Genomic DNA, 17,584 nt, shown 5'->3' with positions numbered 1-17,584 from the left:
GTTACTTATTAAACATTCAAGTAAATGTGAGATGAAAACATGGGTTTAAAATGTAGGATAATCCAACAGGGATATCCACTAGGAGCCTGCAACATCATAATGCCCAATAAAAGTATCAAAAGAGCTTGTGAAGCAACTTTGAAGAAGGAAAATGAAATTTATTACAGATTAATAGAAGCAATCCAGCTTTCAAGACCTGAAGATTATTTATCTATATATCAGAGTGGATGTAATCATAGATGCCTTAAATGTCATTCATGGAGATTCACGCAATATTATAGTGGAAAATGGATGTCGACTGAAGAAATAGCTTTAGAGGCAGCTGAATATGAGGAAATGGTCACTGTATGGGAGCCACGTGAAAGAGCAACTATGTGGCATGCAACCGACCTATGCAGACATTGTGGCTCATGTGTAATTTATGGTAAGAAAAGTTCATTCTGTCCAAATAAGCTGGATATAGATAAAATAGTATTTAGCATTCAAGGATGGGGCCCTGCTAGGAACATCGTGTCCTTCACTGGGGGAGACATAGCATGTTGCGCAAAATTTTACGCTCAAGCGGCTGAAAAAATTAAGGATCAATGCAAGAAAATGTGGGTTCTACTCGAAACAAATGGCTATGGATTGACTAAACACAATTTAGAGATACTTGCTAGTGGAGGAGTTGACTCATTTTGGCTTGACATCAAAGCATATGATGAAGAAATATATAGGAAGCTATGTGGAACAACCAATAAGTGGATATTAAAAGTGCCAGAACTGGCAGTAGATATGGGCTTCATTCTTGAAGTCCTAACATTATACATTCCAAACTGGGTGGAAGAAGATCAAATAGTAAAAATAGCTGAACTAATAGCATCCATCGACCCAAAAATACCATTCACCATATTAGCCTTCTTCCCCCAATATAAGCTAATGAAAGTTAGAAAACCAAAACTAATGGAAATGATTAAAACATACTTCAAGGTAAAGGAAGTAGGCTTAAAAAATGTTAAGATTGGAAATATTTCAGTTTTTACGGAGAATGAAAACGATTTAAAACTACTAGTAAGTCTCGTAGGATTAGAAGCTATAGGTTAGCATAAGAAAAATTAAGTTACTCAGAATGATAAACTATACTTGCTGTGAAGTATATGATTTCAAATATAAGGGAATTAGAGGAGCTTTTCAATACATTTTCCAAACAAAGAGGATACCACATAACATTATCAACAATTTTAAGACAACTATCAACATTCTCAATACTAACAGCATCAATCCTGGTATTCTCAGCAATACTATACTCAATTAATCAAAGTGAAATAGCAATAATAATCCTAATTTTATACGGGCTTATAGGCAGCCTATGGCTCACATATAAACTACAATTCATAAAAAACATCATATCAGAATATAAATCCTGGTTAATAGCAATAAAGGGCATAGAATATGCGGAAAGAAACATTCCAATAATTAAAGCACATCTAGCAAGATATGCAATTATAAGTTTATTAGCATCTATTATTGGATTAATAGAATTAATAGCAATAATCAAACAAATATTATAATAAAAATCAAAAGAATAAACCTCCTACTTATCATTTGAGAATTCAGAGCCATTATAAAATAAGAAAGCTAAAACAACATTCCTTTAAATACCTTCATAAGACATTTCTAATAACATCCATTGAGAAACACAAAACACAAAAATCAAAGAACATACAATGTAATTTAAGCAAGAAACACTAAATAGAAAGTTAAGGTAAAGATAGTACCTCTCTATATGCTGGAAGATCTAGAAAGCCATGACCACTTATATTAATACATATTACCTTCTCTTCACCTTTCCTTTCATATTGGAGTGCCTTGTCTATTGCAGCTCTTATAGCATAGCTTGATTCTGGCGCAGGGATCCATCCCTCACTTTCAACAAATAACTTTGCCGCTTCAAAAACTGCTTTTTCATCTATTGGATATGCAATTGCATCTATTAGTCCATGATGTCTAAGTAAGCTTATTATCGGTGCAGCAGCATGATAACGTAGGCCATCTGCTTTAATTGGTTTCATTTCAACTTTATGTCCTAAAGTATACATTTTAAGTAGTGGTGAATATTCTGCCACGTCACCATAATCATATCTATATTCACCCTTTATCAGATTCGGAGCAGCTTCCGACTGTACAGCTAAGAATCTACATTCAAGTTTCCCCTTTAACACTTCACCTATGAATGGAAGTGAAATACCGCCAAAATTTGAGCCTCCACCTAGACATGCAATTATCAAGTCCGGCTTGTCATCAGCTAATTCAAACTGCTTCATAGCTTCTAATCCAATAATTGTTTGATGCATTAAAACATGGTTAAGAACTGATCCTAAACAGTAGACTGCACCTTCATGCTCAGAAGCATATTCAAGCCCCTCAGAAATTGCAATACCCAATGAACCTGGATGATCTGGATTCTTACTTAAGATTTCCCTTCCAATTCTAGTGATATTACTTGGAGATGCATAAACAGTTGAGCCATAGAGATACATAAATGTTCTTCTATCAATCTTCCAATCATAGACTGACCTAACCCAGAAAACTATACATTCCAAGTCCATAAGTCGTGCTCCATAAGACAAAGCTGTACCCCATTGCCCGGCACCTGTCTCTGTAACTAAGACCTCTTTACCCTCCTTAGCTGCAAAATATGCTTGCGCAAGTGCGGTGTTAACCTTATGTGACCCAGTGGGCGATAAATCTTCACGTTTATAATAAATTCTAACCTTCTCTAACTTCAATTTCCTTTCAAGTCTTAAAGCTCTATATAATGGTCTAGGTCTTCCAGCCTGAATATAAAGTTCTCTTAATTCTTCAGGGATAGGGATCCAACGCTCATTAGACATTTCCTGTTTAAAACACTCCTTAACTAAGACGTGCTTTAAAAACTCTATTCTTGAAGGCCCAGTTTCGGGCTCTTTAGGTGGGGGCAGAGGTTCAGGTAGGTCTGGAATTATATTATACCAATATTTAGGCAAATCGTCTGGAAATAGATCAAATCGATTTATTTTCAAGATAACCACCAAGAGAATATAGATTAGTTCAGTTAAAAACATTAGCTATCAAACTAGCCATAGCATTTAATAAGTTATAATCAATTTGACATTGAGGTGAAAAATTATTGTCATATGAGGTGCTGGCACCTCCAAATTCACTTGTACTTCTCCTTGGAAATGAAGCAATTGCGAGAGGTGCAATAGAGGCTGGAATTGGATTTGCATCAGCCTATCCAGGTACACCCTCAACAGAAATAATCGAAACTCTAGGCAAAATTGCAAATAGACTTGGAATACATGTGGAATGGAGCATTAATGAAAAGGTAGCCTTCGAAGCAGCTTATGGAGCAGCATTATCAGAAGTCAGATCATTAGTAGCTATGAAACATGTAGGATTAAATGTAGCTGCAGACCCATTGATGAGTAGTGCCTATACGGGAGTTAGAGCAGGCTTCGTAATAGTTAGTGCTGATGACCCAAACATGTGGAGTAGCCAAAACGAACAAGATAATAGATATTATGGGTTACACGCCTTCATACCAGTTTTCGAAGCATACACACCAGCTGAAGCTAAAGAAGTAGTTAAATTTGCATTTGACTTCAGTGAGAAACACGAACATCCAGTAATTTTCAGGTCAACCACAAGACTAAGCCATTCTAGAGGGCCAGTAACATTAGGTGAAATACCAAAAATTAAAACAAAAGGAGAATTCAAGAAAGACATACCTAGATTTTCATTAATACCTTTAAATGCAAGGAAACTAAGGATAAAACTTCTAGAGAAATGGGTCAAAATAAAAGAAGAAGTAAACAATATCCCCTTCAATAAAATCGAGGATTATGGAGCTAAAAACCTCATAGTAACTTCTGGAATGGCTTATGGATACGTAAAAGATGCTTTAAAATCATTAAAACTAAGCAGCCGAGTAAACATATTAAAACTTACAACCTCCATCCCCATCCCAGAAAAATTAACATTGAAGGCATTAGAAAACATTGAAAGAATATTAGTTGTTGAAGAAGTTGAACCTATAATTGAGAAAGAAATTAAAAGACTAATACTTGAAAAAAACTTGAACATTGAAGTTTATGGGAAAAAATATGTTCCAAGCTATGGGGAATTAACTATAGACAATGTTACAAGAGCAATTTTAAAGTTCATGGACATTAAGCATCTCAATATACCTTGGAAACCACTAGAGATAAAAAGTGAAATTAAAATACCGAAAAGGCCACCAACACTATGCCCAGGATGCCCACATAGAGCCCTATTCTTTGAATTAAAGAAAGCAGTTTCAAAAACAAAGGTGAAAACAATCTACTGCGGTGATATTGGATGTTACAGTCTAGGGGCACTACCACCCTTTGAAACACAAGACTTCCTAGTGGAAATGGGAGGAAGCATAGGATTAGCAAATGGACTGGCTCACACAACAAATCAATTACCCATAGCTATAATGGGCGACTCAACATTTTTCCATGCATGTATACCAGGACTAATAAACTCAATCTATAACGAAGCACCAATACTAGCTTTAATTTTAGACAATAGAACAACAGCCATGACAGGCCACCAACCACACCCTGGAACCGGAATTAAAGCAACTGGAAATAAAACAGTAATCATATCTCCTGAAAAAATAGTCAGAGGAATAGGCATTGAATATGTAGAAGTTGTAGATCCATATAAATTAAACGAAAGTATAGGAAAACTTGAAAAGGCCATACAATACGTAATTCACAAAAAAAGGGTAGCTGTAATAATAGTTAGAAGGGTATGTGCACTTTTAATATCAATAATAGCTAGAAGAAAAGGATTTGAAAGCCCAAAATATCAAGTCAACACAGATAAATGTAAAGCCTGCAGAATATGCTATAATCTATTCGGGTGCCCAGCCATATCACCTCAACCAGATGGAAAAGCTGTTATAAGCAGGGAACTATGCATTGGATGTAGTGTTTGTAGTCAACTATGTCCATTTAATGCCATAGAATTAATTGAAAAAGGAAGTGGAAGGTGGGATGAAATTTGGTTTTAAACTTGGAAGATGAAACAATTAATATAGTTACATGTGGCGTAGGTGGTCAGGGATTAATAACTCTAGCAAGAATAATTGGTAAAACTGCAGTTAAGAAAAAAATTGAGGTGTTCATATCAGAAATACATGGCATGGCTCAGAGAGGAGGACAAGTAGTAGTTCATATAAGAATTGGAAAACCAGAATCACCATTAATACCCCTTGGTGGAGCAAATGTAATATTAGGATTAGAACTAATAGAAACACTTAGAAATTTAAGATATGCAAACAACAAATCAGTTATAATTGCAAATTTGAGAATAATTAGACCATCAATTCCAAAAGTAGAACTGCCAGAAAAAGAAGAAATACTAGAAATCATAGAGAAAACAGGGGTTAAGCTAATTAAAATAGATGCACTTAAAAAAGCCCAAGAGGCAGGTATACCAATTGCTGAAAACATGGTTATGATCGGAGCACTAATGGCAACGGAAATTCTTGAAAAATATATAACAATACTAGATATTAAAGAAACAATAAAGGAAATCTTTCCCAAAAATATAGTAGGAAAAAACATCAAAGCGCTAGAGCTAGGATATGAAGCTACAAAACAATTTAAATTGAAAAACTAAAGAAATTTTAATGGTGATTAACTTGAAAGAAGCGATTATAGTAATAGACATGTTAAAAGACTTCGTCCATGGAGCACTAAAATGTGAAAGAGCATTAAACATAATTCCAAACATTAAAAAATTATTGGAAGAGGCTAGAAAGAAAGGTGTACCTGTGATTTATGCTAATGATGCACATCTACCTCAAGTAGATCTTGAATTTAAAAAATGGGGACCCCATGCCATAAAGGGAACAGAAGGAGCAGAAGTAATAGATGAACTGAAACCACAAAAAGGAGACTTTATAATTGAGAAAAGACGTTACAGTGCATTCTATGAAACTGGACTAGACATGTTATTAAGAGAATTAAACGTAGACACAGTAATACTAACAGGGCTACACACCAACATATGTGTCAAACATACGGCAGCAGATGCATTCTATAGAGGATATAAAATAGTCATACCTGAAGACTGTGTAACTACATTTACAGAGGAAGAACATCAATGGGGACTAAAATATGAAAAAGAAATCTATGGAGCAGAAATAACAACTTCAGACAAGATAATTGGAAAATGGAGAAAATAGTCTAAACAAAGTGATATTTTCCCATAAATATCCAGTTTTATTTCAACCTAATCAATAAAATTAACATAGTATTCTTAAGCGGTAAAATTAAAAAACAAATTTACAACTAGATAGATAGATATGAAGAAAAAGGATGAATCAACAGAGAAAATTAAAACTTTAGCTATAAAGTATGGTGCAGATTTAGTTGGAATAGCAAACTTAAAATATCTACATGGAATATTCACCTATCCATCAAAATTGCTAGACAAGTTCAATTATGCAATATCAATAGCAGTTAATCTTGACAAGTTTGTTAAGGAGAAATATGACAACACCACAGAAGACAAAGCATTTGCTCTATTAGAAGACATTGCAATAAAAATAGAGAAACACATTAAGTTAAGAGGATATAATGCAAAAATTATCTTACCAGATAAAAGAGTTCAAGATAAAGGACCATTATATTGGTATGGAGAAATATCACATAAGGCAGTAGCTAGAATTGCAGGGCTAGGATGGATTGGTAAAAACCTACTTCTAATAACACCTACATTTGGACCTAGAGTATCACTAGTAACAATACTAACAGACATGCCATTAAAAGCTAACAAACCTATGAAAAATAAATGTTTCAAATGTAATAAATGTGTAATAGCATGTCCAGTAAAAGCATTGAAAGAAAGCAAATTTGAAGACTATCCTAAGAGAATTGAAGATGTACTTGATATCAAGAAGTGTGGAGAATGGATAGATAAGACATGGAGTAAAGGAAGTATATGCTATGAATGCATGACTACTTGTCCTATTGGGGAGGCTAAGCAATCTTCTTGACAGGATAACTAGATTTAATGTTTATATCGCTCTTCAGCTAATTTAAAAGTTAAAATCTCTAAGCGTAACGAAATATTACTTACTTTTTCCAGGGGGACTTTTCAGTTTTAATGCCACACTTTTTGCATTCCCAGTAGTATTCAAGCTTTATTATCCTACCTTTTCGGTCGGTTACATATTTTGGTCTTCTAATCCATTCATGATTACATTTAGATTTAGACTTAGACTTCTTCGACATCTTTCATCCTCCAATTCAGCCAACAATGGTAATTTATCCCTTAAATATTTTGCCCTTAACTATAACATGGACTTTATTATCGCCATAACTACTTGCACTATAATCGAACTTGTCATTATTCCAGCTGCAATAAGCCTGCCACGCTCATCATAATATTTAGAACCAAATTTCCTATCAGTATAAAGACGTATTAATCCGCCAACTCCAAAGGGTACAATATAATGTGGAGGTAGAAACATACCCATAGCAATGCCAATCATAGAAGCAGGGGTGAGAAGCTCTAATAGTGCACCAAGAATACCACCCGCAATAAACAAAATAGGATCAACAGTTCCAGCAATATTACCCGTAGCCAACATTTGATAATACATTTTCGATTGAAGCAAACTTATGGCAGGCATCATTGGAGTACCAAAACCAACATATTTCCAAAGAATAATAGTGAAAATTATACTAACAAAAATTGAAGGGAGCCAACCAGTAATTTTGGACTTAACAATATCCTTAACATCAATTTCAAACTGATCCCTATACTTAATATAGCAAGCTACACCAGGCGTAACCCAAGGTGAAGGTCTAAGCATTGGGAAAACCCAGTATGCGGCATACCCTCTATAACCAGTACTAAATATTGGTAGGTCATAAAGAAAAATAGTGGTTGTACCCATAGTCATACCCGTTTCTCCACTCATTTTCGTTAAAATTACAAGCTCAATAAAGCTTCCAATAAAAAATGCATAAGCAGTAAATATAAGAGAAAGAAGAGGAGGAAGAGGAGCTAAAGGATTAAAGAAATATGCAACAATATGGAGAATAACTCCAATAAATAAAGTTACAAACAAAAGTAACTTTTTATTCATCAGCTCCCTCCAAAGCACTTTAAATAAATAAGCATAACCTAAAGTCTCATCTTCAGCTTCAACCTTCCTTCTACCAAACTTACTCTTCAATAAAAATATAGCTGACAAACCAAAACCACCCAGAATAACCATCCCCAAAGCGGGAGAAATTGTAAAATTAAATATTAGATTATTATAAAATTGCATTGCATTTCTAGAATACTCTACAATCCCCAAATTAACTAGTATAGGAGAAACGATAAGATATGTAGCTAGTCCTGATATAAACACACTTAAAGAAACCTTAGAACTCATGATATATCCAATCGCTATAAAACCTAGACTTAAGGCAACAGCAAATACAAAGCCCTCAGGAAGAAAAGATGTAAAATCAATTGTAGTAAGATCAAATCCAAAAATTAGGGCCAAATATTGAAGGAAAGTAACAATTAAACCTAAAATTGCAGACCAAGCAACAAGTTTAGTTGCACCTCCTCCATTAAAACAAGAGTCAACTAGAGAAGCAGAAACAGCAGTATAAGGAAAAACCATACGCTTACTCTTTATAAATTCCTCACTTAAAATTAATGCAAAAATTAAACCTAAAAATGTAGAGGCAAGTTGAGTTAGGATTATAAAGGAAATTGGAAGAATCCAAAACTCCCAATTTAAACTCTTACTCAAAATAATTTCCCTTGGTGGAGCAAGCCAGGATGGTAACGATACAGTGGGATCATTTTCAATCAAATAGAGTAGAAATCCAATGATAAAATGAACACTCATCATCGAAGAACTAATTATAAGTAATGCTGAAATTTCACCTTTAGAAGAGCCACCAAACAATTTATGAAATAAAGCATAACCCAAAATTATCGAAATAGTTCCAAAGCCAAAACCCCAACCAAAATTAATTCCCAAATATCCATTTATACAAACATATAATGTTACCAATATAATTCCAAGTAAAGCAGCCCTAATAGTAAAAGCTTTCTTTTGAACAGGAAGGTTAGTGTTCAAATTAGTCACCTTGAGGAAGTATATATTATTCTTGATATATAAAAATTTCTATACATACATAAATTCCTATATATATTATGAATATTCATCCACCAACACACCTCAATACACCATCAACTAGCAACATAACTAAACCAATGCTTAAAAATTTGTTCACACAAATAGATTTTTAACATTTAAAGTGAACAAGAAATGAGCAAAAATAAAAATGCAAAAACACATTTAGCATCAACAAGTATACCCAATACTCGTAACAAACAAAGCTAAATACAATCATTGTGAAAAACTAGAAAAGTAATTAGGTGTCATTTAAACAGAATGAGTCTAGCAAATATATCCAATAAACTTTAACCCGGAAATAGTTAGAAGAGTAGAAGTTAATCCTACAATAAATCCAGCAAAAACTTCATAAAATGAATGTGCTCCGATTTTAACCCTAGCCCATCCGACAAGTAGTATTAATGGAGAAAAAAGCAGAAAAATAGTAAAACCAATCATATGAAAGAAGGTTAAAAAAATTGTGATTGTAGCAATATGAACACTAACCTTCCAATAAAAAGACAGAAGCATTAATGCTACACATGAAACCATAGATACTAACTCAAGAATGAACATAACATTGAAATTTAAAAACTTAAAAATGATAGCAGAACAAAAATAAAAAATGATTCCTGGAATAAAAAGCAGGGGTCTATGCTCCCTATTAGAAACGAAAAAATCCCCTTTAACAATAAAACTTCCATATAATATTGGTGCAATTATTGGGCCAAGAACATGCAAAAATATTCCAAGCAATACCATACGAATCTCAACACCATAAACGTAACATAAAAACAGAATTTCAATTAAAGCAATAACAGGATAACATAACAATGCCGAAACAAGTCTTGCTAAGAGAAAAATCAAAAAAATCAACTCACTTTGACTTAAATATAGTATTTGAAGTCTCAATAACATCTGCCTGAACAATATTACCCTTAACTTTACCATAAACAGTAATTTTCTCTCCCTTGACTATAAATGCCACACCTCGAAAGACAACCCTAACACCTGAAACCCTTAAAAATGTCCTATGACCATGATCTTCTTCAATCAGCCTACTAGAAATTGACCAAGGCCAACCAGTAACATAATATGTTAAAACTGGTTTATCATCAACAATTCCTTCAAATTTAACATTCAACCCATCAACATTATCGATATCCTTAGAAGAAACCACATAGTATATTGTATTATCAACCTCAATCTTTGGAAACAGGATAGGGCGTTTTTTCCACATATAATCCACCTAAAAAGAATATAGCTAGGTTAAATATTAACTTAATTAATAGCAGAATTCAACGCTAATATTATTACTTAAAGCTAAAGATGAAAGCTTAGACTTTAATTCTAAGTAATATTGCATGTACTCTATTTTATTGAATAAAATTCTCTCTATTACTGGCAGCAGATGTGAGGAATAGGTTAGAATGGCATTCTTAATGTAAGGCCAATTTCCAGCCTTAATGTTAAGTTTATCAACTATAAGATAATCTACATTCACCCTCTTTAACTCCTTAATTAATAATTCAAGTTCACTTTCACAAATAATGGGTATTAAGGGACCTAGAAAGGCAAAGGTTGTAAAGCCATACTCTTTCAATTTCCTCAATGCATCTAACCTCTCCTGAATCCCTGAAGCCCGTGGCTCAAAAATTAGTCTTACATCCTCACGTACAGTATTTATTGTCAATCCAATCTCAATATCCTTAAACAGTTTTAGTAAATCAACATCTCTAACCACAAGATTCGACTTAGTTAAAATAGTTACTGGAAAATTTTTTGATGCAAGTACTCTAAGTATTTTTCTAGTCAATTTATATTTGGATTCAACTGGCTGATAAGGGTCAGTAACACTACTCAATAAAACTCTGCCAAATCTAGCACTCCTCAAATCTTTAATCAATATTCTAGGAGCATTAACCTTTACATGAACAAATTCACCCCAATTTAATCCAGCTGGAAAACGCTTTAACATATATCTAGCATAGCAATAGACGCAACCATGCATACATCCAAAATAAGGATTAATAGAATAGTCAATACCATAAATGCCACTTTTACTCAGAACAGATTTCACAAAAACCTCTCTAACCTGCAAACAAACCACAATATCCATATTTCATAATACTACATAATAGATTTATCCCCCCAATATAATAAAATAGATGAAAAATGAAAAAGAAATTTGTAAAGAAAATTAAGAAGAAAATTCCATGGATTGAACATATAATAGAAAATGCAAAGGACGCCCTAGAACTAAACATACCTGCTGAAGATATTAAAGTAAAAATACCTAGAAAAACAATCTGCATTTATTGCCGAGGAACTAAAAAACTATGTGGAAAGTCAAGGTGTCCAGTAATAGTCAAACTCTATTCTTATCTAAAAGTTAAACCATTAATCGACAGAAAAGCTATAGAGGGATCATCTCCACCAGCAATATTCGTCGGCAGATTTGGCTATCCACTAGTATATGCTGGCCCATTGACTCCACCCTTTATAGGAGACACCTTCATTTATGATTATCCCGAACAATGGCTAGGAATGAATATTGACCAAATAATTGAATTTAGATTAAAGCTAATCAGAGGAAAATATCTAGTCAATGTTAAAAAGCCTCAAAAAGCTGGAAAGAAATTTAGTTTAACACTCGAATTAGCCTTAGCCGCTAGGCCAGTTGAAACAGAAGTTCAATTCAAAAGAAAACCTGGAAGAACAATAGTACTCGACGATGAAGTTCAACCTATGGGACCATCAGCACCTCTCATCAAACTAGATATCTCAAATCCAAGTGTAGATAGAAATCTTGAGAAAGCATACTATGATTATGATTTAAAAGCTAGTGAAGCAATACTTGAATTATACCAGAAAAAAGTTCCAGTATCAAGAATTCAAAGAGCATTCAGCATTGGAGCATTTGGGTTAAGAAACTTAAGAAGACTAGTCCCAACAAGATGGAGTATAACTGCTATAGACAGCATAATTTCAAGACGACTTAGAGACGAGATAATAAAAAGAAATCCAATAATAGATGAATATCGAGTCTACGAGTCAAATGAAATAGGCAATAAATTCATAGTATTAATGCTCCCTGAAGCATGGAGTTATGAATCGATAGAAGCATGGTATCCAGGATCAGCATGGAACCCAACAACCCAGCACATAATGATGGGAGGAGACTGGGAAGGATACATGGGAAGAACAACATATGCCAAAATAGGAGGCTGCTACTATGCAGCCAGACTAGCAGTAACAGAACACCTAGCTACAGAAAGAAGACAAGCAGCAGTCATAATTCTAAGAGAAGCATACCCAGACTACATACTCCCATTAGGAGTATGGCAGGTTAGAGAAAACGTAAGAAACGCATTAAGATCCAAACCAGTAAAATTTGATAACCTAAAAGAAACGTTAAGCTGCATCTCTAAAAAATTAAAAATAAAAATAGACTACTGGATAGAAGCAAGTGAACTACTAAGAAGAGCATTATATCAAAGAAGAATCACAGAATATATTAAAAAAGAAGAAGGAAAGACTGAACTATGCATACATATGAAACAACTAGAGAAAGAATATTAAAACTATTAAGGAAAAGTAGAAGACCATTAACTGTAGATGACATAGTTTTAATTTTAAATTTAGATCCAAGAGTAAAAAATCAAATCTACAGCCACATCAAACATATAGCAAGAAGCCTACGAGCAAAAACTGGAGGAAGACAAGAGATAGTAATGATACCGCCAAGATGCATCAAGTGTGGATATATATTCAAAAAACTAAAGAAGCTAAAGAAACCATCAAAATGCCCAAAATGTAAAAGCGAAAGAATCGAACCACCAACATTCATGATAAAACAAGTATAACAAGATTTCTAAAATAATACGATAATAGTATAACCATGATGACAACTTTTAAAGCACATCCATACGGTTCATCCGATATTTAGAAAGCAAAACAGCGATGAACATGTATAGTATGGGCATAAAAATAGTAGTAGAACTCTTACCAAAAATAATCTGCTGATATGATACATTCGGCAAATAGTAGTATAATGGGTTAGATAGATGAATAATGAATACGGGTAAGAAGCCCAGGATATACCACAAAATCAGGTATAAGATGAAGGTTCCAAGAGTCCTCAACAATAATACATTGATTAACATGGTTATAGATAAGGGTATAAGTGAAGCCCAAACAATACTAATAAAACTTAAAGAAAAATCTAACAAGTCTTGCGGTGCATAGACAATTACATAAGAATAGAATATCATTAGAAATGAAGATAGAGCTAGATAAAATATAAATAAAATAATCAATGCAAGAATTTTTCCAATAATAAATGCCATTCTACTAATAGGCTTAGAAAAAATTAATCGTGCATGCCTACTTTCAAATTCAAATGAAAAAACATCAATAGATAAAGCAACAATAATTAACGGAAAACCGAAATAGATATTCCTTAAAACATAAGCTCCATCAAAAGAACCAGCTTTACTATGCATGTAAATACCTACTAATGAACCAAAAAGAGAGAAGAATAGCAAAACATAAAAACGAATACTTTTGAGAAGCCTAAAAAATTCATATAGGAAAACAGCTTTAACAACCCTCAACACCAATAACCCCCAAATAAAATTCTCTTAAGCCAATTGAACCATTACTCTTCCACTCACCCACAATTCTTCCATTATGTATGACTCCAACCCTAGAACACAGTTCTTCAGCCTCATTAACATCATTAGTTGACAAAAAGACAGTAACTCCACTACTAACAATTCTCTTAATGTAACTTCTAAGCACTGGGATAATTTCAGGACTCAAACCACTTGTAGGCTCATCCATAACCAAAAGCCTAGGCCTATTAATCAAAGCTTGAGCTAAACCTAAACGCTTGATCATACCCCTACTATAATGCCCAATCCTATCAAACATCCTATCCCTCAAACCCACAAAACTCAAAACCTCTAAAACCCTATCCTTAAGCTTAACACCATCCAAACAAAAAAGCCTACCATAAAAGCACAAAATATCAAATGCATTAAACTGCACTGGGAAATAAGGATCGTCAGGAACATATCCAACCATACGTAAAGCTTTAATCCTCTCAGACTCAACATTCATATTCAATCTAAAGAGCCTAACAAATCCAGAAGAAGGTCTAAGCAAACCTAGAATAAGTTTAATTAAAGTAGACTTACCAGCACCATTAGGGCCAAGTACACCGAAAACCTCTCCATCCAAAACCCTTAAATTAACATTACTCAGAACAACAAATCCACCAAATTTCTTAGCTAAATTTTCCACACGAATTATAGTATTACAAGTCATGTCCATAAAATTTATAAAATAAAGTTATATATATATTGGGAGGTTTGCTTTATGTCAATAAAATATTATTTAAATTTAAAAAGAAAAATGATAAAGACACTAACAATACTACTAATCCTACTGAGCACAATACCTACAATAGCTATTGCTACAAAATTCTACCCACCATATGATTATGAAAACAACAATCATAATGGATGGTCTGTGGGAATTGCAGAAAGTAATCATTATTCAACTGCTCATATAAGTGAAGGAAAACATGAACTTTATGCTTCCTGTGTGGCAGCCACTCCTTATGGGGAAGCATTAGCAGAAGCTTGGGGTAAATATGGCGTATACTTTAATCCACCTGATAGCGGTTATTATACTATCGCAACCCTCATAAAGTGGAGAGGAACTATTACTCAATGGGTTACTGGTATCGGCTTTTTTGATCGTCATATCATAATATATTCGAAATTACAAATAATTGATACGTCAACCAATAATATTGTCGACAGCAAAACAGTATACATATTATATACCAGTGATCTAATTAGCAGGAGATTAGATGAAGACTGTACGATAAAACTGTCTTATGTTTATCTTCAAAATACAAAAACATACAAAATTGAGGTCATAAACAGAGTAGAAACATATGTACATCTCGTTGGTACTGGAGGACAAGAAAGCACTGGTAACTTCTGGTCTGCTTATGAGCCTTCTTGGGTACAAACGACATACATCGAAATAGTAAAAGAGACATAAAATAACATTTTATGCACTTCAACCATTAACTTTAAAGTACACCGCGAACTTTTCTAACAGTAGAGAAGGGAGACTGGACTATGTCTACATATGAAACAATTAGAGAAAGAATAATACAAGCACTAAGGAAAAATAACAGGTCATTAACCGTAGATGACCTAGTCGTAATTTTAGGGTTAAAACCAACCATAAAAAATCAACTATATAATCATATAATACATGCAGCAAAAAGTCTCAGAGCAAAAACAAGAGGAGGAGAAGAAATAGTAATGATACCGCCAAGATGCGTCAAGTGTGGATATATATTCACAAAACTAAAGAAAGTTAAAAAACCATCAAAATGCCCGAAATGCAAAAGCCAGAGAATTGAACTACCAACATTCATGATAAAACAGACGTAGCTCCTTCTAAGTAAAGGTAAATCAAGAAAAGAGACATGACAATAGACTTGAACCAGATCCACATAACATAAATATAAACCATGTTAATACAATAAGACGTGAAAAGGGAATTAGAAGAGCATTGAAATTCAGAATCACAGAAATAACCAAGAAACCCCAATATGAATCCTACTTATATAAATGTATATCACCCATACCCTTCAGAAAATACAAAAGAAGAGACGAATATCTAAAATACGCAATTCCAAGAGGATTCAAAAAGAAGCTACTAGTATATAACGACAAAGCTGTGGGACAAATAGAATATGCACCCACAAATGCTTCCGGATATCCAATCTTCGGCGAGGACATGGTGGTAATGAACTGTATTTGGGTCTTAAGGAAAGTCAAGGGACAAAATCTCGGTAGGAAACTCATGAAAGAAATGATTGAAGACTATAAAGAAACACAGGGATTTGCAACCATAGCATTAGAAAATCATTGGAGCCCATGGTTCAAGAAATGGCAGATGGAAAAACTCGGATTTAAGTCAATAGATTCAATAAAAGTGAAAAACAAAATCAAGCACACAAACAAGTGTTTTAAAATCCACTTAATGTGGCTGCCAAAAAACGGAAAAACAAAAACTCCAAGATGGAATAAAATGAAGATGCTAGAAGGAGTAAAATTCTGCATAGCACACCCCCTCTACAACGCCGACCGATGGAGAATTGAGAGAATACTCGAAGAGTGTTGAGTAGGTATAGTCATTTAAAGCATTAAGACATACGATTTATGGGAGGGTTAAAATGAAAAGTGAAATGGTTAGAGCACATCTCTACATTTCTGGTAGAGTTCAAGGCGTATTTTTCAGAAGTAACATGAGGAGAATAGCTATGAAGTACGGTGTTAAAGGCTGGGTTATGAATTTACCTGATGGACGGGTTGAGGCAATATTAGAGGGCCCCAAAGATGCTGTACTAAATGTCATTAAATGGGCAAGAAGGGGTCCTCCACTAGCATATGTAACCGACCTTCAAGTAATCTGGGAGAAATACGAGGGAGAGTTTAGCAATTTCAGGATTAAGTATTATTGAAAACCTCACTATAACCCACTAGATTCAAATCGATCACAATGTCCATCATTCTAACTAACTCAAGTAAATTCTCTCTTTCAATCAAACTTACATCACTACCCTTATCCTCACTTAATCTTTGACCAAAATATCCATTAGCAATAAAAGTTTCAGCCTTCTCTAAAACTTTGGGAAGCAAGCCGAGATCTCCGATCTGAAAATACAATGTGATGTCGTTTATCATCAAAATTGGTGAAGGATTCTCAAGATATTCTTTTAACAATCTATCACAAGTCTTTCTATTCAATTCAGCAAAGGTAACAACTTCAAATGAACTCCTTCCCATCAATCTCGGTGCATAAATTCTATCCGTATAATATTTAATTCCAAGAGGAAGAGCCTCGAATTCGATTAGCTTTCCACCAATGACATCATTATCTATCCTGATTTTATTAGGAGCAAAGTCTAAGACGGTCACATCCTTAGATAAGCCAATTTCAGTTAATTTAAAGAGTATTCTTAAAGTCAGAATAGTCTTACCTCTACCCACATCACCCACAACAAGAGTCCTTTTACCAATAAGATCCTCAATCCGCAATCTTTCACATCCAAAAATTCTTTAAGCTAAGTTGAATTTAACCTTACAAAAATAATGATTTAACTTCAACATTAGGATTCCCCACCCCCTCCCCTACTTGACATTTAGATCTTAAATATTGTTTTGCTGTTTTGTCTGGTGGGGTTTGAGGGAGGATTACCTGCGGGGATTTGAGGATGCCCTTGAACTGGCTCTCCTAAAAATAAAGAAATCAAATACTGTTGAGCAATGCAGAGAAACAATAGAATACCTAATCAAAGAAAAA

The 17,584-nt window shown here is 34.0% G+C and carries 21 protein-coding genes; 12 read left to right on the top strand and 9 right to left on the bottom strand.

What is annotated here, in order from left to right; genetic code table 11:
- Nucleotides 1-39 precede the first annotated feature (39 nt).
- Entirely contained in the window at nucleotides 40-1,083 is a 1,044-nt protein-coding gene (locus ACW8TM_RS11940) for a radical SAM protein (RefSeq protein ID WP_491533529.1), read from the top strand.
- A gap of 53 nt (nucleotides 1,084-1,136) precedes the next feature.
- Complete coding sequence (locus tag ACW8TM_RS11935) at nucleotides 1,137-1,550, top strand: hypothetical protein (protein WP_491533528.1); 414 nt, start codon at nucleotides 1,137-1,139, stop codon at nucleotides 1,548-1,550.
- Nucleotides 1,551-1,739: 189 nt separating this feature from the next.
- Here ACW8TM_RS11935 and ACW8TM_RS11930 read toward each other — a convergent pair whose 3' ends face one another.
- Nucleotides 1,740-3,041: a TrpB-like pyridoxal phosphate-dependent enzyme gene (locus ACW8TM_RS11930; RefSeq protein ID WP_491533527.1), complete on the bottom strand. Its 1,302-nt coding sequence runs from the start codon at nucleotides 3,039-3,041 to the stop codon at nucleotides 1,740-1,742.
- 107 nt (nucleotides 3,042-3,148) lie between these two features.
- On the opposite strand from ACW8TM_RS11930, the gene iorA reads away from it, so the two are divergent.
- The 4 genes from iorA (at nucleotide 3,149) to ACW8TM_RS11910 (ending at nucleotide 7,054) form a co-directional block, all read left to right on the top strand.
- Nucleotides 3,149-5,062 carry an indolepyruvate ferredoxin oxidoreductase subunit alpha gene (gene iorA, locus ACW8TM_RS11925; RefSeq protein WP_491533526.1) on the top strand — a complete coding sequence of 638 codons (1,914 nt, stop codon included), beginning with the start codon at nucleotides 3,149-3,151 and terminating at the stop codon, nucleotides 5,060-5,062.
- Nucleotides 5,053-5,673, top strand: coding sequence for an indolepyruvate oxidoreductase subunit beta (locus ACW8TM_RS11920; RefSeq protein WP_491533525.1), 621 nt, complete (start codon nucleotides 5,053-5,055; stop codon nucleotides 5,671-5,673). Before iorA ends, ACW8TM_RS11920 begins: the two co-directional genes overlap by 10 nt.
- A gap of 13 nt (nucleotides 5,674-5,686) precedes the next feature.
- On the top strand, nucleotides 5,687-6,241 hold the full coding sequence (locus ACW8TM_RS11915; RefSeq protein ID WP_491533530.1) for a cysteine hydrolase family protein: 555 nt from the start codon (nucleotides 5,687-5,689) through the stop codon (nucleotides 6,239-6,241).
- Between the two features lie 120 nt (nucleotides 6,242-6,361).
- Nucleotides 6,362-7,054: a 4Fe-4S binding protein gene (locus ACW8TM_RS11910; RefSeq protein WP_491533524.1), complete on the top strand. Its 693-nt coding sequence runs from the start codon at nucleotides 6,362-6,364 to the stop codon at nucleotides 7,052-7,054.
- Between the two features lie 79 nt (nucleotides 7,055-7,133).
- Here ACW8TM_RS11910 and ACW8TM_RS11905 read toward each other — a convergent pair whose 3' ends face one another.
- The 5 genes from ACW8TM_RS11905 to ACW8TM_RS11885 form a co-directional block, all read right to left on the bottom strand.
- Nucleotides 7,134-7,292 carry a hypothetical protein gene (locus ACW8TM_RS11905; RefSeq protein ID WP_491533523.1) on the bottom strand — a complete coding sequence of 53 codons (159 nt, stop codon included), beginning with the start codon at nucleotides 7,290-7,292 and terminating at the stop codon, nucleotides 7,134-7,136.
- Nucleotides 7,293-7,351: 59 nt separating this feature from the next.
- Nucleotides 7,352-9,148 carry a hypothetical protein gene (locus ACW8TM_RS11900; protein ID WP_491533522.1) on the bottom strand — a complete coding sequence of 599 codons (1,797 nt, stop codon included), beginning with the start codon at nucleotides 9,146-9,148 and terminating at the stop codon, nucleotides 7,352-7,354.
- Between the two features lie 324 nt (nucleotides 9,149-9,472).
- A complete protein-coding gene (locus ACW8TM_RS11895; RefSeq protein ID WP_491533521.1) occupies nucleotides 9,473-10,054 on the bottom strand; it encodes a hypothetical protein in 582 nt (193 codons plus the stop codon).
- A 10-nt stretch (nucleotides 10,055-10,064) separates the two neighbouring features.
- A complete protein-coding gene (locus ACW8TM_RS11890; RefSeq protein ID WP_491533520.1) occupies nucleotides 10,065-10,427 on the bottom strand; it encodes a hypothetical protein in 363 nt (120 codons plus the stop codon).
- A 45-nt stretch (nucleotides 10,428-10,472) separates the two neighbouring features.
- Nucleotides 10,473-11,288: an SPL family radical SAM protein gene (locus ACW8TM_RS11885; RefSeq protein WP_491533519.1), complete on the bottom strand. Its 816-nt coding sequence runs from the start codon at nucleotides 11,286-11,288 to the stop codon at nucleotides 10,473-10,475.
- 74 nt (nucleotides 11,289-11,362) lie between these two features.
- On the opposite strand from ACW8TM_RS11885, the gene ACW8TM_RS11880 reads away from it, so the two are divergent.
- Together ACW8TM_RS11880 and ACW8TM_RS11875 are read left to right on the top strand one after the other, a co-directional pair.
- Nucleotides 11,363-12,769, top strand: coding sequence for an Nre family DNA repair protein (locus ACW8TM_RS11880; protein ID WP_491533518.1), 1,407 nt, complete (start codon nucleotides 11,363-11,365; stop codon nucleotides 12,767-12,769).
- Nucleotides 12,733-13,053: a transcriptional regulator gene (locus ACW8TM_RS11875; RefSeq protein WP_491533517.1), complete on the top strand. Its 321-nt coding sequence runs from the start codon at nucleotides 12,733-12,735 to the stop codon at nucleotides 13,051-13,053. Before ACW8TM_RS11880 ends, ACW8TM_RS11875 begins: the two co-directional genes overlap by 37 nt.
- Nucleotides 13,054-13,101: 48 nt before the next feature.
- Here ACW8TM_RS11875 and ACW8TM_RS11870 read toward each other — a convergent pair whose 3' ends face one another.
- Nucleotides 13,102-13,806: an ABC transporter permease gene (locus ACW8TM_RS11870; protein ID WP_491533516.1), complete on the bottom strand. Its 705-nt coding sequence runs from the start codon at nucleotides 13,804-13,806 to the stop codon at nucleotides 13,102-13,104.
- A complete protein-coding gene (locus ACW8TM_RS11865; protein WP_491533515.1) occupies nucleotides 13,790-14,518 on the bottom strand; it encodes an ABC transporter ATP-binding protein in 729 nt (242 codons plus the stop codon). The genes ACW8TM_RS11870 and ACW8TM_RS11865 overlap by 17 nt, the downstream gene beginning before the upstream one ends.
- A 51-nt stretch (nucleotides 14,519-14,569) precedes the next feature.
- Between ACW8TM_RS11865 and ACW8TM_RS11860 the strand changes: the two genes are divergently transcribed.
- The 4 genes from ACW8TM_RS11860 (at nucleotide 14,570) to ACW8TM_RS11845 (ending at nucleotide 16,742) form a co-directional block, all read left to right on the top strand.
- Nucleotides 14,570-15,265: a hypothetical protein gene (locus tag ACW8TM_RS11860; RefSeq protein ID WP_491533514.1), complete on the top strand. Its 696-nt coding sequence runs from the start codon at nucleotides 14,570-14,572 to the stop codon at nucleotides 15,263-15,265.
- 80 nt (nucleotides 15,266-15,345) lie between these two features.
- Nucleotides 15,346-15,666, top strand: coding sequence for a transcriptional regulator (locus ACW8TM_RS11855; protein WP_491533513.1), 321 nt, complete (start codon nucleotides 15,346-15,348; stop codon nucleotides 15,664-15,666).
- A 121-nt stretch (nucleotides 15,667-15,787) separates the two neighbouring features.
- The gene (locus tag ACW8TM_RS11850; protein ID WP_491533512.1) at nucleotides 15,788-16,402 is read left to right on the top strand and encodes a GNAT family N-acetyltransferase; all 615 of its coding nucleotides are present in this window, start codon (nucleotides 15,788-15,790) and stop codon (nucleotides 16,400-16,402) included.
- Nucleotides 16,403-16,454: 52 nt separating this feature from the next.
- A complete protein-coding gene (locus ACW8TM_RS11845; protein WP_491533511.1) occupies nucleotides 16,455-16,742 on the top strand; it encodes an acylphosphatase in 288 nt (95 codons plus the stop codon).
- Here ACW8TM_RS11845 and ACW8TM_RS11840 read toward each other — a convergent pair.
- Nucleotides 16,729-17,319 (bottom strand): hypothetical protein, encoded by a 591-nt coding sequence (locus tag ACW8TM_RS11840; protein WP_491533510.1) that lies wholly within the window; start codon nucleotides 17,317-17,319, stop codon nucleotides 16,729-16,731. The genes ACW8TM_RS11845 and ACW8TM_RS11840 overlap by 14 nt on opposite strands.
- Between the last annotated feature and the right edge of the window lie 265 nt (nucleotides 17,320-17,584).

This window comes from Candidatus Culexmicrobium sp., assembly GCF_058356305.1.
The sequence above is the reverse complement of the archived record's forward strand: the minus strand, read 5'-3'. Positions and strand labels throughout refer to the sequence as shown.

Bases quoted from the DNA above. Each gene is read 5' to 3' on its own strand.
- ACW8TM_RS11875 (WP_491533517.1), top strand. From the start codon at position 12,733: ATGCATACATATGAAACAACTAGAGAAAGAATATTAAAACTATTAAGG.
- ACW8TM_RS11855 (WP_491533513.1), top strand. From the start codon at position 15,346: ATGTCTACATATGAAACAATTAGAGAAAGAATAATACAAGCACTAAGG.
- ACW8TM_RS11910 (WP_491533524.1), top strand. From the start codon at position 6,362: ATGAAGAAAAAGGATGAATCAACAGAGAAAATTAAAACTTTAGCTATA.
- ACW8TM_RS11860 (WP_491533514.1), top strand. From the start codon at position 14,570: ATGTCAATAAAATATTATTTAAATTTAAAAAGAAAAATGATAAAGACA.
- ACW8TM_RS11935 (WP_491533528.1), top strand. From the start codon at position 1,137: ATGATTTCAAATATAAGGGAATTAGAGGAGCTTTTCAATACATTTTCC.
- ACW8TM_RS11890 (WP_491533520.1), bottom strand. From the start codon at position 10,427: ATGTGGAAAAAACGCCCTATCCTGTTTCCAAAGATTGAGGTTGATAAT.
- ACW8TM_RS11905 (WP_491533523.1), bottom strand. From the start codon at position 7,292: ATGTCGAAGAAGTCTAAGTCTAAATCTAAATGTAATCATGAATGGATT.
- ACW8TM_RS11845 (WP_491533511.1), top strand. From the start codon at position 16,455: ATGAAAAGTGAAATGGTTAGAGCACATCTCTACATTTCTGGTAGAGTT.
- ACW8TM_RS11940 (WP_491533529.1), top strand. From the start codon at position 40: ATGGGTTTAAAATGTAGGATAATCCAACAGGGATATCCACTAGGAGCC.
- ACW8TM_RS11880 (WP_491533518.1), top strand. From the start codon at position 11,363: ATGAAAAAGAAATTTGTAAAGAAAATTAAGAAGAAAATTCCATGGATT.
- ACW8TM_RS11865 (WP_491533515.1), bottom strand. From the start codon at position 14,518: ATGACTTGTAATACTATAATTCGTGTGGAAAATTTAGCTAAGAAATTT.